Source organism: Streptomyces sp. MMS24-W38 (assembly GCF_059889265.1).
Map to the genome: position 1 here is coordinate 194742 of NZ_JCBCPP010000002.1, position 15314 is coordinate 210055.

Annotated in this window: 12 protein-coding genes and 1 pseudogene; 5 read left to right on the forward strand and 8 right to left on the reverse strand. The window is 66.6% G+C overall.

Going from position 1 to position 15314, the window contains the following annotated elements:
- Position 1 precedes the first annotated feature (1 nt).
- The 5 genes from tpg to AC6F7H_RS33890 all read right to left on the reverse strand — a co-directional run bounded on the left by tpg (position 2) and on the right by AC6F7H_RS33890 (position 4490).
- Complete coding sequence (gene tpg / locus AC6F7H_RS33870; RefSeq protein WP_500762525.1) at positions 2-559, reverse strand: telomere-protecting terminal protein Tpg; 558 nt, start codon at positions 557-559, stop codon at positions 2-4.
- A 112-nt stretch (positions 560-671) separates the two neighbouring features.
- Positions 672-2030 carry a replicative DNA helicase gene (locus AC6F7H_RS33875; protein WP_500762527.1) on the reverse strand — a complete coding sequence of 453 codons (1359 nt, stop codon included), beginning with the start codon at positions 2028-2030 and terminating at the stop codon, positions 672-674.
- On the reverse strand, positions 2027-3058 hold the full coding sequence (locus tag AC6F7H_RS33880; RefSeq protein WP_500762529.1) for a hypothetical protein: 1032 nt from the start codon (positions 3056-3058) through the stop codon (positions 2027-2029). Before AC6F7H_RS33880 ends, AC6F7H_RS33875 begins: the two co-directional genes overlap by 4 nt.
- Positions 3059-3440: 382 nt before the next feature.
- Positions 3441-3668: a helix-turn-helix domain-containing protein gene (locus tag AC6F7H_RS33885; protein ID WP_363044563.1), complete on the reverse strand. Its 228-nt coding sequence runs from the start codon at positions 3666-3668 to the stop codon at positions 3441-3443.
- Positions 3669-3800: 132 nt separating this feature from the next.
- Positions 3801-4490 carry a RibD family protein gene (locus AC6F7H_RS33890; protein WP_500762531.1) on the reverse strand — a complete coding sequence of 230 codons (690 nt, stop codon included), beginning with the start codon at positions 4488-4490 and terminating at the stop codon, positions 3801-3803.
- Positions 4491-4649: 159 nt separating this feature from the next.
- Here AC6F7H_RS33890 and AC6F7H_RS33895 point away from each other — a divergent pair.
- Together AC6F7H_RS33895 and AC6F7H_RS33900 are read left to right on the forward strand one after the other, a co-directional pair.
- Positions 4650-5503 (forward strand): annotated as a pseudogene (locus tag AC6F7H_RS33895) (IS5 family transposase).
- Entirely contained in the window at positions 5500-5898 is a 399-nt protein-coding gene (locus AC6F7H_RS33900) for a hypothetical protein (RefSeq protein ID WP_500762533.1), read from the forward strand. The pseudogene AC6F7H_RS33895 and the gene AC6F7H_RS33900 overlap by 4 nt, the downstream one beginning before the upstream one ends.
- Positions 5899-5910: 12 nt before the next feature.
- Here AC6F7H_RS33900 and AC6F7H_RS33905 read toward each other — a convergent pair whose 3' ends face one another.
- Together AC6F7H_RS33905 and AC6F7H_RS33910 are read right to left on the reverse strand one after the other, a co-directional pair.
- The gene (locus AC6F7H_RS33905) at positions 5911-7062 is read right to left on the reverse strand and encodes a ParB/RepB/Spo0J family partition protein (protein ID WP_500762535.1); all 1152 of its coding nucleotides are present in this window, start codon (positions 7060-7062) and stop codon (positions 5911-5913) included.
- The gene (locus AC6F7H_RS33910) at positions 7062-7721 is read right to left on the reverse strand and encodes a ParA family protein (protein WP_500762537.1); all 660 of its coding nucleotides are present in this window, start codon (positions 7719-7721) and stop codon (positions 7062-7064) included. The genes AC6F7H_RS33905 and AC6F7H_RS33910 overlap by 1 nt, the downstream gene beginning before the upstream one ends.
- Before the next feature lie 430 nt (positions 7722-8151).
- On the opposite strand from AC6F7H_RS33910, the gene AC6F7H_RS33915 reads away from it, so the two are divergent.
- The 3 genes from AC6F7H_RS33915 to AC6F7H_RS33925 all read left to right on the forward strand — a co-directional run bounded on the left by AC6F7H_RS33915 (position 8152) and on the right by AC6F7H_RS33925 (position 10370).
- A protein-coding gene (locus tag AC6F7H_RS33915; RefSeq protein WP_500762539.1) for an IS3 family transposase occupies positions 8152-9404 on the forward strand; the annotation gives its coding sequence in 2 pieces (ribosomal slippage) (positions 8152-8434 and positions 8434-9404; 1254 coding nt in all).
- A gap of 40 nt (positions 9405-9444) precedes the next feature.
- Positions 9445-9816 (forward strand): hypothetical protein, encoded by a 372-nt coding sequence (locus AC6F7H_RS33920; RefSeq protein ID WP_500762541.1) that lies wholly within the window; start codon positions 9445-9447, stop codon positions 9814-9816.
- On the forward strand, positions 9813-10370 hold the full coding sequence (locus tag AC6F7H_RS33925) for an SMI1/KNR4 family protein (protein WP_500762543.1): 558 nt from the start codon (positions 9813-9815) through the stop codon (positions 10368-10370). The genes AC6F7H_RS33920 and AC6F7H_RS33925 overlap by 4 nt, the downstream gene beginning before the upstream one ends.
- 63 nt (positions 10371-10433) lie before the next feature.
- Here AC6F7H_RS33925 and AC6F7H_RS33930 read toward each other — a convergent pair whose 3' ends face one another.
- Positions 10434-13781 (reverse strand): DNRLRE domain-containing protein, encoded by a 3348-nt coding sequence (locus AC6F7H_RS33930; protein WP_500762545.1) that lies wholly within the window; start codon positions 13779-13781, stop codon positions 10434-10436.
- Positions 13782-15314: the final 1533 nt, after the last annotated feature.

The following is a 15314-nucleotide window of genomic DNA, read 5'->3' on the forward strand; positions in this document are numbered from 1 at the left end:
TCTACAGGTCGAACTCCAGGTGTTCGATGTCGGTGAAGCGGACCTCCTCCAGGCTGCCGGCGCGGCGGCCGCTGTCCTGGAAGTACACCTCCTTGAGTGCTTCGGCAGCGATCTCCCGCAACTGCTGGTCGCCGACGCCGGCCTCCTGGGCATCGAAGAGGCGGGCGGCGTACTGCGGCGGCAGGGCCACGGTCAGGTGCCGGATGCGGTCCTGGTCCGTCGACCCGATCGGCGCGGTGTAGCCGAGGCGGGCGCGGGTGTCGATGACGATGCCGCCGGTGGTCGCCGCCTTCTGCCGGGCCTTGGCCCGGATCTGCGGCTGCCACCGCTTCTTCACCTCACGCTCCAGTCGCGCGGCGAGGTCCGCCCGGGGCTTTTTGATCTGGCCCTTCACGTACCGCTCGACGGTGCGCTGGGAGACGCCGAGGGCGTCGGCCACAGCGCGGGTGCCCTTGAGCTGCTTGACCAGGTAACGCATCTGCACACCGGCCGACTTCGGGATGGGCCGGGTGAACGCCCCTTGTACGGCCCGCTCGAGGCCGTTTCCGACGATGCCCATCGGGCTCTCCGTTCATGATCGTCTGTGGGGGCCGCTGCGCGGTGTTCCCGGCCGGGCCGGGGTAGTTGCCCGGCGCCGGGCGGAACGGGCTGCACAGCGACGTCCAGGGCTGTTACAGGGCGGGTTCTTCGGCGGCGGACATGTCGCGCAGGCGGCTGTAGTGGAACTGGTGGGCCACCGTGACCGTGGCGGTGGGCCCGTTGCGGTGCTTGGCCACGATCAGGTCGGTCTCCCCGGCCCGTCCGGACTCCGGCTCGTAGTAGTCCTCGCGGTGCAGCAGGAGGATCGCATCGGCGTCCTGCTCCAGCGCGCCGGAGTCGCGCAGGTCGCTCACCGCCGGCCGCTTGTCCTGCCGCTGTTCGGGCCCGCGGTTGAGCTGGGCGAGGGCGATGAGCACGGCGCCGGTGTCGGCGGCGAGGATCTTCAGTTCGCGGCTGATCTCGGTGACCCGCTCATACGGCGACTGCCGGGCATTGCGCTGGTCGGTCTGCATCAGCTGGAGGTAGTCCACCACCACCAGCGGCGCGCGGCCGGTCTCGCGGACGATGGTCTTGATGCGCGAGCGGATCCGGGCGGGGCTGAGGCGGGCGGAGTAGTCCATCCACAGCGGCAGGCCGCGCAGTTCGGGAGTGTGCCGGTCCAGGCGGTCCCAGTCGTCTTGCGTGAGGCCGTCGACGCCGTCGCGGATGTGGTGGAACGCCACCCGGGCCCGGGCGGACAGGATGCGGTTGCTGACCTCGGCCCTGCCCATTTCCAGGCTGTGCACCAGGGTGGGGGCCCCGGTGCGGGCGTTGGCGGTGGCCACGCCGAGGGCGAACGCGGACTTGCCCATGGCCGGGCGGGCGGCGACCACGATCATCTGCCCGGGCATCAGCTTCATCAGGGCGTCCAGATCGGTGAAGCCGGTGACGGCGGCCGCCGGGAGGGACACCGCCAGGCCGTCCAGGTGGGCGTCCAGGTGGTCGCCGAACCGGCCGAAGTCGTCGTCGCCCGTCTGGTCGTCGGCGGTGAGGTACTCCAGCTCCGCCTGGTGGGCGGCGATGGTCTCCGGTACGGCCAGCGGGTCGGCCAGGCGGGCGCCCTGCATCCCGCGCACCAGGGCGGCCTGGTAGCGGCGCACCTGGGCGTAGCCGTGCACCAGGTCGGCGTAGTGGCCGGCCTCGGCCGCCGAACACGCCTCGCTCGCGAGCCGGGAGAGGCCCACCACGCCGCCGACGCGCTCCAGGTCGCCGGTGCGGCGCAGCTCCGCCTCCACGGCCGGCACGCCGGTCGGGCGGCTCGCCCCGTGCAGCCGCTGCACGGCCGACCACACCAGCTCGTGCGCGGGCTCGTGCCAGTCGCCCTCGCGCACGGCAAGGGCCACGTCGGCCACCGGGTCGTAGGAGGGGGTGGCCATCAGGCAGGCGCCCAGCGCGCGGCGCTCCGCGTCCACCGACACGGCCTGCTCCTGGTCCAGGGTCTGGGTGGTCACTTGACCGCCTCCACTGCGCTGCGGGTGATGCCGGGGTGCGTGCAGCGGCGCTGCGGGCCGCTGTCGTCGTCGTCCAGGAGCCAGCCGTACTCGTCGCACGCCGGGCAGGCGGCGATGACGGCGCGGGAGGAGGCCGGCCGCGGGCTGTTGGTCGGGGCGGGAGCGGCCTGCGGGCGCACCAGGGCGTAGCGCCGCAGGTCCTGCACCCACCCGGGCAGGCACTTGACCCAGGACTTAGCGCCGCCCGTGTTCCGCAGGAGATCGGCCTCCAGCAGCGCGCGGTCCTGAGCAGTCATGCCGACCAGGGACGGCCAGCCCTGCTCGCGCATCGTGGCCAGCAGCTTCGGCGCCACCCGGCGAGCCGTGGCCGCGCCCGCCTGCCAGCGCTTCATCTGCTGCAGAAACTCCCGGGCCGCCGAGAGCTCCTCCGGGGAGAACTCCGCCTCCTCCCTCTGTGACGGGAGCGATCCCGTGGTGCGCGTGGGAGGGGTAGGGGAGGAGGAATCCTCCTCCTCCGGGGGGTGTGGGGGGTGCGGAGCGGATCGCGGGTTTCCCGCATTCCGGCTCTGACCAGGCGAAACGCGGGTTTTCAGATCGCGGGTTTTCCGCGATCCGGCTCCGGATTGCGGAAAACCCGCGATCCGGCTCTGACCAGGCGAAACGCGGGTTTCCCGCTGTTCGGAGCCGGGGATGTCGGCCGGATTGCGGGTTTCCCGCAATCCGGCACTGACCTGTGCTGATGCGGCGATGCCGAGATCGACGTACTGCTCGTTGTTCGCGGGGTTCCGGTAGACCCGAGTGACCCAGGTAGGGCGCTGCGTGGTGTCGTCGTAGACCGAGACGCGGGCGAGGTGGCCGGCCTTCGTCAGACGCGCCGCGATGGCGTTGTAGCGGTCCTTGCCCATCCTCCAGCCGCGCGCCTGGAGGTCGGCGCGGATGGCTTCCATGGTCGACGGCAGGCGCGGGTCACGGAGCAGCAGCTCCGCCAGGACGCCGAGATCTTCCGGCTGCAGCGTGGGCGTGCGCACCAGCTCCCGCCGCAGGATGACCTCTTCTGGCGGCTCCCAGGCGCGTTCCAGGTAGGTGGACCCGAAGTCCTCGCCAGCAGGGCCGACGGGCGGGTGATGTGGGCTGTGCAAAGGAGGACATCTCCCCAAGTAGGGGAGTCGTGATCAGCGAGTGTGACGTAACTGCCGACCCGGGATAGTGGCGATGCGCGCGAAGCCGCGCATATCCTGGGTATAGGTGACCACGCGGGCTCTAGGGCTCACGGGCATCACCCGGCAGACGAGGTCACCTCGCTGCTCACGACTCAGGGCTTTGGTAGGCATCGAGTCGATCGCTAGGAAGCGGTCCCGTTGTGGCGACGGGGCCGCTTCGGCGTTTACGGACCGGTTGGCATCAATCTCCTTATCCAGCCTGTCGTTCTGGTTCCGGAGCCTGTGCTGCCTCTGGATGCTTTGCCGCCCAGCCGTTCAGCAGGCGAACGTAAGCCTCGAGGTGACGTCGGCGAGGTTTCGCCAAACCCGTCTCCCAGCGATGGAAGGCCACGCGGGTGACACCGAAGACTTCGGCGACTTCTTCTTGTGTCAACCCGTCGGCTTTCCTCAGCCGAGCCCGGACGTCCGGCGGCGGCATGGCGTCCGGCCGTGCGAGTAGAGCATCGACTGCGTTGAGTAGCTCAGACACTGATCCCCCTCTCCTTACGTGATCCGGAACTATACATAGTTCTGCACTTCTTCAGGTGGAGTTGACGGCGTGTCGTCAGCTCTAGTTCTCGGTAGAACGTTCCTTCGGTGCGTAACGAACGAAGACGACATCGCCGATTGCCCTGACCTCCAGCACCTTCATCCGGGCCGTCGAACCGCCCGGGTAGTCGGCGGCGCCCAAGAACCGGGCTGCCTCGGGCTGCCCCACGAGCAACGGGGCGATGGCTAGGTGTACTTCGTCGGCCAGGTTCTGCGCCATGAGCTGAGTGTGAATGGTGCCGCCACCCTCCACCATTAGCCGTTCGACACCGCGACGACCCAGCTCATCGAGGACCAGGCCCCAATCAAGCTCGGGGCCGACGCTGACAACGTCGGCGAAGTCACCCAGGGCGGCACGCACCTTCTCCTCGGCGCTGTCCACAGTGAGCACCAACTTCTGGCCGCCGTGGTGCCAGAACTTGAGATCGGCGGACAGATCGCCGCTCGCGGTGACGGTGACCTTCAGCGGGTACTCGGGCTTGCCGTCGGCGATGCGCCGCGTGCGCCGCTCCTCACTATTCACCAGCAGGCGGGGATTGTCCCGGCGCATCGTATTCGCGCCGATCAGGATGGCGTCGGACTCCGTGCGGACCTGGTTGACGCGGTCAAAGTCGGGCTCGTTGGACAGAAGCAGCCGATCGGGGCTGGTGTCGTCCAGGTATCCGTCGACTGACATGGCGGCGGAGAGGATGACGTACGGGCGCGTGGTCATCGGTGTTGTGATCCGTTTCTCTTAGGCTTCGTGGGCGAGGACGGCGTCGAAGTTCTCAGAGGGCGTTAAGTCCCATCTCTCTCGGTTCGTGATCGCTCGTTCGTGTGACTGGTTGCCGTTCGGGGCAGCGGTTGGACATGTGCATGCTCGGATATCGGCATGGAGCGTGAGCCGTATCCGAGCGACTTATCGGACAAACAGTGGGCGTTGATCGAGCCGATGATCACGGCCTGGAAACGGGACCGGGTGGCGCGGTCGGCGACCGGCGACCCCGGGTCCTGTGATCTCCGGGAGGTCGTGAACGCGCTGCTGTACCAGAACCGGACGGGCTGCCAGTGGCGCTACCTGCCTCATGACCTGCCCGCCTGGTCGGCGGTGTTCTACTGCTTCACCCTGTGGCGCAAGGACGGCCTCGATCAGCGGATCCAGGAGATCCTGCGCTGCCAGGTGCGGGAGCGGGCCCGGCGATGAGAGGACCCGTCCCTGGTGATCATCGACACCCAGTCCGTCCGCGTGGCGGCCGGGGTGCCGAAGGAGACGACGGGACTGGACGCGAACAAGAAGACGCCCGGCCGCAAGCGGGGGCTCGCCGTGGACGTCATGGGCCTGATCATCGGCGTGGTGGTCCTGGCCGCGAGCGCGCACGACAACGAGGCCGGCATCGCCCTGCTGGACCAGGCGGCCGAACGATGCGGGATACGCCTGGAGAAGGCCCTGGTCGACCAGGGCTTCAAGGACGCCGTGATCATCCACGGAGCGGTGAAGGACATCACCGTCGAGGTGGTCCGGCGCAACCCCGACGACCAGGGCAAGGGCTTCGTCCCGCAACCGAAACGGTGGATCGTCGAGCAGGTCAACGGCACCCTCATGCTCCACCGCCGCCTCGCCCGCGACTATGACCACCGGCCCGACAACGCCGCCTCCCGCGTCTACTGGGCCTCCACCGCCGGCATGCTCCGCCGCCTCACCACCCCACCCCCGCCTGGCGCGCCGCGGTGGAGCTGGCCGCGTGAACGTCTCCGAACTCCTGCGGCTGCTGCAGACCGAACACGACGAGACCGCAGCCCGCGCCGACAACCTGCGCGAGCAGATCGAGCAGCTCACCACCGCCCTCGCCGAAACCGAGGCCCGCCTGGCCGAGCTCGCCGCCACCCGCAAGGTCATCGACGGCCTCGCCCCGCCCGACTACGAAACGGCCTCCGCGGAGACCGCCACCGTCTACCAGCGCATCGTGACTGCCTTCAGCGAACACCCCGATAAGGTGTTCCGCGTCCGCGATCTGCACGAACACCTCGGCCTGCCCACCGACGAGCCCTCGATCAACGTCACCCGCTCCCGCCTGGGACGACTCGTCCGCCAGGGATTCCTCGAGCAGCCCGGACGTGGCCGCTACCAGAAACGGACTTAACGCCCTCTGACGTCAGGTCGGCTGCTGCTCCTGGTTGGTTAGCTCGCGTAGCAGAGCGCTGTATTCGTCGGGATGCTGCTCCTGCAGGATTCCCAGCATCAGGCGAGCGTTTTGAGCGAAGACCGGCAGCTCCATCTTGAGGTGCAGGTGCCGCGCGACGTAGAAGGCGTTGTCGTACGGCAGCTGGCGCGGAGACTTACCGTCCCTTTGTTCTGCGAGATCCGTTACTCGATCAGCCTGGTCATGCCGTGGGCTGGGAACCGGAGTCGGACGACCTGACGGCGATGACGGGCTGTTGGATCCCTCACCCTGGTTTACCGCGGTAAACCGTGCCTCGAGAGTCTCGGCAGGTTCCGCGATGGGCCCAGCGCTCGCTGGCTCGTGGTTTACCGCGGTAAACCGAGCCGTGCCGGAATCCCGCGGTGCGATGGGCGCAGAGGAGGAGGTCGGTGGGCTGACGGCCCGAGCACGCAGTTGGGCGGCGGCCTGCTTCTCCAGGCGTCGACGCTCCAGCTCCTCATGCCAAGCGGCTGCCTGATCTTCCTGCGGTAGGCCGGCGATATCACGGGCCACCCGGATGGGCATCTCCCCGGAGCTCACCAGGTCCTGCAGCATTGGTGTCAGCTTGAGGAGCTTGCGCTGCTGACTGACCCAGCCCTTGGTCTTGCCGTAGTAGGCGGCTACCTGATCGGCGCCGCCAAGCTCGGTGACCATGGTCTCGATGGCAATGGCCCGCTCAATGGCGTCCAGGTCCTTACGGTCGTTGTTCTCCGACTGGACGGCGTCAAGGAAGTCGGCCTTGGACTTGGCGACCTCCTCACGGTGGACGACTTCGATGGTCTTCAGGCCGACCAACTTGGAGGCTCGGTAGCGCCGCTCCCCGTTGGCAATGACGTAGGAGGCGGTCCCGACCCGCTCGTCCTCCCCGGGCCAAAGCTTGAGGTAGGCAGTGCGGGACACCGCGACCGCGGGCTGAAGCTGCTCCTTCTTCAGTTTCTCTCCGAAATCGCGCAGTTCGTCCTCGGTTCCGAAGCTGCGGCGCGGATTGAAGCGAGTGCAGTGCAGCTTGTCCAGGGGCAGCGAAAGGAGTACTGCATCGCCGCGCCCAGGAACGTCTTCCACTTTGGCGCCGGCGAGAGAGGCGAGGCTGGTGCGGCGGCCCATCAGCGACCACCGCCGTAACCGAGCTCGATGGCGAGGCGGTAGAAGTCTTCGCGAGCCTTGTAGGAAGGGCGGTTCTCCTCGTACTGGGTGACGACCTTGCCCTCGGCGGAAGCCCGGGTGTGGACCTTGTAGCGCCTTATCACCGACTCCAGCGTCGGCCAGCCCTGCGCGGCGATGTAGCCGCGGGTTTCCTCAAGGTCAGCCTTGCCGTCTCGAGGGTCCCAGTTGTTGACGAGGACCCTGTACGGCAGACCGGTGGGTTCGATGACCTTCGCAATGGTGCGGGCGGTCGGGTCGAAGGCGAGCGGCTCCGGCGGCATAGGGACGATGACTTCGTGGGCGTACTTCAGGGCCTCAAGGAGCAAGTTCTCATCTTGAAGGCTGCCAGGGGTGTCGATGAAGACGTACTGAAGCTGGCCGGAGCCCTTCAGGACATCAGCTACGACAGCACCGAGGTTGAGGGTGACGGTGGTCTTACCGACGCCGCCCTTCTGGTTGGCAATGACGACGACCTTGGCACCAGTGTCTTTGAGGACCGCCAAGTTTTCAGGAGTCTCATGCTCCTGAGAGAAGTCGAAGGGTAGATCCGTGATCCTGTTCGCCCACCAGACCGTGGAGGCCTGTGGGTCGATGGACACAACATAGACAGCAGCTTGCATCTGATGCTCCGTATGCTTCCCGTGTGTTCCGGTACTGCGGGCACGAGCATCATTCCAGACGGCCCCACGCCGCTGACGGCGACTCCGATGATTCACCCATGGCACCCGTTGGTTTACCGCGGTAAACCAAGCGAGTCGACTCCCTGCCGAAGGCCTACGAAGGACGCAGGTTGTGGGCAACAGCTTCTCCGTGGCCTGTCGTTGCCAGGACCGTGACCAGCTCATCCCGCTTTGTGAGCCAGTCGGTGCCGTCTGCTCTGATCGCGTCACGCAGGCTGGCTCACCTCCGCTCGCGCGGAGAGGACTGCAGCTGCTTCCTCGCGTCGTTGGGCGACACAGGGCCGGTCGGGACCATCCCCGCAGGTGCGGGGAGCAGGCGGTGAACCGCCCCGGCTCGAATGGAGACTCAATTTCATGAAAGGATCGAGTCATGGCACGACCTTCCCGTTACCCGCTTGAGCTCCGCCGTCGTGCGGTGCGCATGGTCGCCGAGGTGCGCGGCGACCACCCGAACGAGACGGCCGCCCTGCAGGCGGTCACGGACAAGCTCGGCATCGGCTCCCGCGAGACACTGCGGAACTGGCTGAAGCAGCACGAGATCGACTCAGGGACGCGGCCGGGGACGACGACGGAGGAATCCGCCCAGCTCAAGGCGCTGAAGAAGGAGAACGCCGAACTGAAGCGGGCCAACGAGATCCTCAAGGCGGCGGCGGGTTTCTTCGCGGCCGAGCTCGACCGGCCACACACACGCTCGTAGCGTTCATCGACGAGCACCGGGACCGCTTCGGCGGGGTCGAGCCGATCTGCAGGACACTCACCGAGCACGACTGCAAGATCGCCCCTTCCACCTACTACGCCCACAAGAAACGCCTGGCCGCCCCGTCCGCCCGTTCCGTGCGGGACACGGAGTTCAAGGAGCGGATCCGCCAGGTCCACACCGACAACTACCGTGTCTACGGGGCCCGGAAGATCTGGCGGGAGCTGAACCGGCAGGGTCACGCGGTGGCCCGCTGCACCGTCGAACGGCTGATGCGTGAGCTGGGCATCGCCGGCGCCGTCCGCGGCAAGAGGGTGGTCACCACCATCCCGGACCAGCAGGCCGAGCGGGCACCGGACCGGGTGGGCCGCGACTTCGTCGCCGGCGCGCCGAACCGCTGCTGGGTCGCGGATTTCACGCACGTGGCCACCTGGGCCGGAGTGGTCTACGTCGCCTTCGTCGTCGACACCTTCTCCCGCCGGATCGTCGGCTGGTCCGCCGCGACGTCGAAGGAGACCCGGCTCGTCCTGGACGCCCTGGAGATGGCGCTGTGGCAGCGCGACCGCGATGAATATCCCTATGTTCGCGGCGAGTTGATACACCACAGCGATGCGGGCAGCCAGTACACCAGTTTCCGGCTGGCCGAACACCTGGATGCGGCCGGCATTGCGGCCTCGATCGGATCTGTCGACGATGCGTACGACAACGCCCTGATGGAGAGCACGATCGGCCTGTTCAAGACCGAGTTGATCAAGCCGCAGCGGCCCTGGAAGACCCTCTCTCAGGTCGAGCTGGCCACCGCCGAGTGGATCGACTGGTACTGCCACCGCAGGCTCCACGGTGAGATAGGCCACGTCCCACCCGTCGAGTACGAGGCCAATCACTACATGGAATCCAAGAAACCACAGGTCACAACCACAATCTGAGATCTCTACCGAACCCGGGGCAGTTCACACCATCGCCCCGTTGAAGCTGGCGGCCGTGCTGGACAAGGCCCTGACTGACCTGGAGAAGTCACCGCCGACGACGAGCGAGCCGAAGACGTCAAGCACCTCTGGGCAGCAGCCGCTGAACGTGAACGGAACACCCGCGCTCGGCATCGACACCTCGGCCGGCCGCCTGCTGGTGACGAAAAAGAAGCCGCACCGGGTGCTGCGGCTGGAGGCCTACGACGCCCTCGAAGACCTCTCCGACATGAGGGACCAGCTTGAGAGTGCGGTACGTGACCTTCCGTCCGGCTTGTCATTGCTCGATGGTGTGGCGTTGAGGGGGGCGCCGTCGGCCGGGCGAATGCCCGCCCTGAGGATGTGCGTCTCTTTGTATGATCGGGCCGCATGAGTACCGATGAAGCGGAGCGCGTCGTTGCTGCATGGCGCCGGATACAGAGCTGGTTGCGTCTGCACGCCCCGGCTTCGTACGCCACGCTCCAACCAGCGGCAACCGCAGATCAGTTGATGGACTTCGAAACGCGGATCTCTGCGGCCGTGGCTATCCCGCCCGGGCTGAAGGCGTTGTGGATGTGCAACAACGGAAGCGGCGACAGAGTTGAATGGGGCGATCCGGAAGAGGAGTTCCTGGCCCGCCAGTTCCTGCCGCCGGGGGACATGCTCTATTCCGTGCAGGCGTCCAGGTTCCTCTACGGCACCAACCTGAGCCAGGAGTTCTACGAGCCCACCTGGATTCCGTTCGGCACTGGTGTTCCCGACGGCAAGAGTGGACTGTTCGTCAACGCGACCCCCGGGGAGTACTACGGGCAGGTCGGACGGTGGAACTTCCAGGACCAGCACCTCCCCGAAGGGTCCATGCTCTCCGCGTTTCTCGAGGATGCGGCCAGTCAGTTGGAAGAGGGGGCGTGGGCGCCGGAGATTCCTGATGCCGAGGATGACGACTGACCCGGGCAAGCACGGCGCCCCCCAGCCTTTGGCTGGGGGGCGTTATTGCGTGTCACATGCCGGTTACGGCTTCAGTTCGCACTTCACCGTTGCCTTGGAGGCGTCGCACGCGTCCAGGCCCGGGATCTGGACCCAGTAGGCGTCGTGATCCAGCAGCCGGAACTGGGGCGCGAACGTGGAGCCGAACCGGTTCATCGCGGCTCCGTTCACCCAGTTGGACATCGAGGAGCGTCCGCAGACTTCCTTCCACGTTGGGGCCGCGTACGACAGGTCGTCGTAGAGCTTGGTCTTCGTGGCGTAGGTCTGGACGCATTCTCCGCCGTGGCTGACCTCGTTCGTGCCGCCCTTGTCGGCGGGCATGCCACCGGATTGATAGGTGGCGTTGAAGGCGTACTCGTCACAGGAGATGGAGTCGGGCGTTCCCGTGGAGACGAGCTCGTCGAACAGACCGGTGTCGGGGTGTTTTTTGAAGGCCCCCGTGCCGCTGGTGTTGCAGATCTTGCCGCGGTTTGTCTTCTCCGGGTCGACGTTGCCCTCGTTGCGGGCCGCGTTCGGCAGGTAGTTCAACGGGTGCAGTGGGTCGCGCCCGATCAGGTTGGGCGTCTTGTTCCGCAACAGCCAGGCGTGTGCCGCCGCGGCCGGAGCCTTTGCGCTGTTGATGACGTAGCCGGGCACGAAGCCAGGGAACACGCAGCCCGGGGCCTTGTTGCCGGCGAGGCTGGCCTTGTCGCAACGGGCCTTGAACAACGGAGTGCCGGCCTCGGGCTGCGTCATCACCAGTCCCGGCGCGTTCGTGGTCGCGAAACCGTGGATCCACAGCGGGAGCTCCTTGGACAGATCGATGTCCCTGGTGCCCGAGCTATTGGCCACGCTGCCGTCCCACGTCAGGGTCGCATTGCCCTCGGCCATGTGGTAGTCGAGGCCGCTGCCCCAGTTCGGCTTGCGGTCGCTCGCGAAGTCGAAGCCGGTCTCGTTGTCCGTGCAGCCGGCGTTGCACGCGGCGCCAAGGTTGAGACCCAGTGCGCTGGGCGCCGCAGGCCACGGCTCCAGCGGCTTGTGGGAGCCCTCGATGGGCTGTACCTGGAGCCACTGCTTGATGGTGTCGCCCTCGGTGTCGAGCTTGATCTGCCACATCAACTCCCAGCTCTGACGCCAAGTGGGGACACCTGTCTCGTCGTCTGCCGTCGCGGTCCAGGTGTAGATCAGGCAGGCTTCGGTGCGGTTGAAGTAGGACTTCTGGCCCACCAGGGTGGTGTCGCACCAGTCGTTGTCGAGCACCGGGCCGGTGTAGTCACGCGTGCTTGGCTGGCTCTTCTGCACTTGCCTGGAACGCTTGATGGAGTCCGCGGCGGCCTGGGAGCGTTCCTTCTCGGGCGTCACTGTGATGGTGGCGCCGTCCTGCTTGAACGTACGCGACTTACCGACCGAAGCCGGGTCCCAGCCGTTGTAGTCGAAGGCCGACATGGGGTTGTTGTTGAACGCCGGCTCGGGAGCGGTGGGGTTGGGCGCGGGAAGCGTGATGTCGACGGCGTGCGGACGGTCGGCTGTCCCCGTGGGCACGAACTCGGCCCACGGCGTCCACCCGGTGTCGAAGTGCGTGCCGTCGTAGGCGGATGCCCGGAACTTGTACTTCTTGCCCTCCGTCAGCAGCCCCGCGGGAACCTTCACCTCGGTCGGCTTGTCCACGTCGGTCCACGGCGAGACGAGATAGTCGCCGATCTTCGCGTCGGTCACCGCGTCACGGATGTCGAAGGTGCCGTTGACCTTGTCGCCGTCCGCGTCGTCGAACGTGGCTTGAAGGGTCGGGGTGAGGGTGTCGGTCTGCCACACGCCCTTGGAGTCCTGCGTGAACGGCGGCCCGGCCTTCGGGTCGTGCCCGTTGCCCGGCCGGTAGTTGTACGTGACCGACAGCTTCGGCTGGTTGGCCGCGTTGTTCGCGGAGTTGACCTGCTTCCAGTGGGAGGTCGAGTCGCCGGTGGCGCGCAGACCCATGTGCCCGGAGCTGGCGTTGGCCGAGGCCCAGGACTGGACGAGGTTGTCGACGTCGGCGTTGATCCAGCCGTCCCCGCCGCATTCGGTCCGGCCCTTGGTCTCCGTGCCGGTGTGGTACTGCTGCTGCCAGGTGGGCTGCTTCGTCCACCGGCTGGTGGTCGAGGCGACGCTGGTGGCCCAGATACCCCAACCGTAGTTCTTGCAGTCGGTGTTGCCCGAGTGGAAGTTGTACAGCGACAGGTTGGTGTCGACGATTAGCGCGCCCTTGATGGGCGTGGTGTTCCACTTGATGAACGAGCGCGCGGTGCGCGGGGTGCCGTCGCTGTTCTTGGTGCCCGGGTCACCGATGTCGAGTTCGGTGTCGGTGGACAGGTCCGTCGTCTCGCCCTGCTGGACGTAGGTGTCGAAGGCGTTGGACAGCGCGGAGGTGGACGGGTCGACCGTGACCGGGTACTTCGTTGCCGGGTCGGCCAGGAACTTCTTGTCCGGGGTGACGACCAGGTCGACGTTGCCGCCGCCCTTGTTGACCACCTTCATGCCCACCGGGGCCCGGTTCTCGTGCTTGTTGGAAATCTTGCTCGTGGAGGCGTCCCACATGACCGGGGCCGGCATGACGGCGCGCAGTTTGCCGCTTGTGCGGTCGGTGAAGCTGACCGAGCCGTCCTTGTTGGCCTTGGCCTCAAGCCCCTTGGCCTTCAGCGGCAGCGTGTAGCCGTAGTCGGCGTCGCCGGTGGGGCGCTGCTTGATGTCGACAAACTGCTCGAACCCGGTCCGAGTTGCCTCCACGCGCACGTCGGCGTTGGGCACCGCGTCCACGTACCGTGCGGTGGCGCCGTCAAGCACAGGCTCGGGCAGACCACCGCGCCACTGCAGGGTGACAGCGGTGTCGCCGCTGCCGAGCGTGACGAGATCCCGCGGTGCAGCCTCGCTCGCGGCCTGCAGCGACCGTGCCTTGGCGCCGCCGCCCGAGGCCAGTTCAAGGCCCTGTGGGTGAACCTTGGAGCCGACCGAGCCGTCATCCCGGCGCACCAGGCCGACGTCGACCGTCTGCCACTTCCCGCCACGCTTGACGCGCTCGGTGCCGGCCGTCATCTCGGTGGTGAAGCTGCCGTCCGGATTGGCGAAGGTCTTGGAGGTATCCGTCGTCTGCGACGTGAGCTCCACCTTCTCGCCGGTGCGCCGCGCCTTGAACCGTGCGGTGGGAACCTCACCCGCATCGGCAGGCAGGGCCTCGAGGATCTCCGCCTTGGACGGCTGGGAGACCTTGGCCGGCTCGCTGCTGGGCTCCGGGGCGGGAGCCGCGGCGGCCTGTCCGGTGACGGCGATGCCCACCTCGGCGATCAGCAGCAGCGCGGCGGCCGCCGCGATTCGGCTGTGTCTTCTGCGTCTTGGCGTGATGGATCGTGTGGATGGATACACGAAGTGCCGTGTCCTTCCCGATAGGTCAACTCAAACGTCTGTGCGAGGTCGCACGGACGTCAGGACTCTAGGCGGGAAGATCACTACCGATGAAGTTACTTTCAGGACACACGCATTCGGCAACTACCCAACCAGGAACCACGCTTGGCATCACCGGGCGCGCATGCTCAAACGTCAGATGGATCACAATAGGCACCCGGACGAGAAACCACTGGGGTACTGGAACACGCAAAACGAAAAACCCTTCCGGCTTCACCACTGCGGCCTCCTGACTCATGGCAGGAGGAAGCTAACTTGCCCCATAGAGCCCCCATATCCCGAACCTAGACGACAAACAGGGTTACACGGATTCCGTCCTCAAGCCGCGGTGACCTAAAAGCGATGCTTGCTGTGTCCACAAGGGACGCAAAACGTAGACACAAGGCGTTGCAACCGCATCGAACACACGCGGTGTGACGTTTCCTCGGCTCGATGCGCTGGATAAGACAGACCCCTACGACGAGCCGTCCGATACGACAACTTCACTCAAGGTGGACACATCTCGACCCATCCGCCCATCGCCCACCCACTGAGCACCATGCGCGAGACCGAGGCCACCGTGGCCGGCCGCCGCAACCTACGCCATCGCCCACCCAAACAAAGGTCTACCAGCACTGACAGGACCAGACTGCCCACACACTCCCTGCTTCACCTAGCGCTGTGACGAGGAAGGCTGGCCGAGGAGCGATTGGGACAGTCGGACGAACGGTGACGCCCGTCCGACTCCTGGAAGGATGGTGACCGAACCTGTGCAGGCGCGCAGGCTGACCGACCCGGAGGAATAGAAGCTGCAGCAGACCGCGCGCTGTGGCAGCACCAGCTCGACGCGCTACCGCTGGGTAAGACGCTGCTGAGGCCCACCAGCGAAAAATCGCCCAACTGATTCAAGCCAACGAGGACTTCGCCATCCCCTCAACCACTGATGGGCATCATGGATTCTTCACCAGTGATGGGCGTCATCCCATTTTCACTGTGGCGCGTCATGCGGTTTCACCGATTCCTGTGATGGGCACGGGGGTTCCGGTGCCGTCAGGCCGATGAAAAGACGTACCGTTTCGCGAGCGAATTGGATGACGCGCGTGTATGCGCCGGGTACAGTCTGACTCCAGAATTGATCCGAAATGCTTTTTGAAGCAGCTTAGGGGGTAGCCCGGATCTGCCAAAGCTACATGCTGCATCACCTGATGCAGACTCACCGGCCCCAGCCACCCTCCCCTTGTTGCTGCTCGGGCCGCAGGCCCGTTGGCCGTCCCGCGTAGCGGGGCCGGCGGTTGGGGTGCGGAGCGCCCACGCGGTGGCTGGAGCGCAGCGGAGGCCGCCTCGCGGGGACGCAGTCCCCGCTGCTTCGGGAGCGCAGCGGACGGAGCGTCAACCCTGATGCGCAGCATCGGGGTTGTGCGGGTGGCGCAGCCACCCGCCAACGCTCCCGCGGAGCGGGAGCGCAACCTCCGCGCGCAGCGCGGAGGTTCGCTTACACATCGCGCAGCGATGTGG

What these genes read in the sequence shown, in the direction of transcription:
- AC6F7H_RS33885 (WP_363044563.1), bottom strand. Translation starts at nt 3,668, where the DNA reads ATGCCGCCGCCGGACGTCCGGGCTCGGCTGAGGAAAGCCGACGGGTTG.
- AC6F7H_RS33910 (WP_500762537.1), bottom strand. Translation starts at nt 7,721, where the DNA reads ATGCAAGCTGCTGTCTATGTTGTGTCCATCGACCCACAGGCCTCCACG.
- tpg (WP_500762525.1), bottom strand. Translation starts at nt 559, where the DNA reads ATGGGCATCGTCGGAAACGGCCTCGAGCGGGCCGTACAAGGGGCGTTC.
- AC6F7H_RS33890 (WP_500762531.1), bottom strand. Translation starts at nt 4,490, where the DNA reads ATGACCACGCGCCCGTACGTCATCCTCTCCGCCGCCATGTCAGTCGAC.
- AC6F7H_RS33905 (WP_500762535.1), bottom strand. Translation starts at nt 7,062, where the DNA reads ATGGGCCGCCGCACCAGCCTCGCCTCTCTCGCCGGCGCCAAAGTGGAA.
- AC6F7H_RS33925 (WP_500762543.1), top strand. Translation starts at nt 9,813, where the DNA reads ATGAGTACCGATGAAGCGGAGCGCGTCGTTGCTGCATGGCGCCGGATA.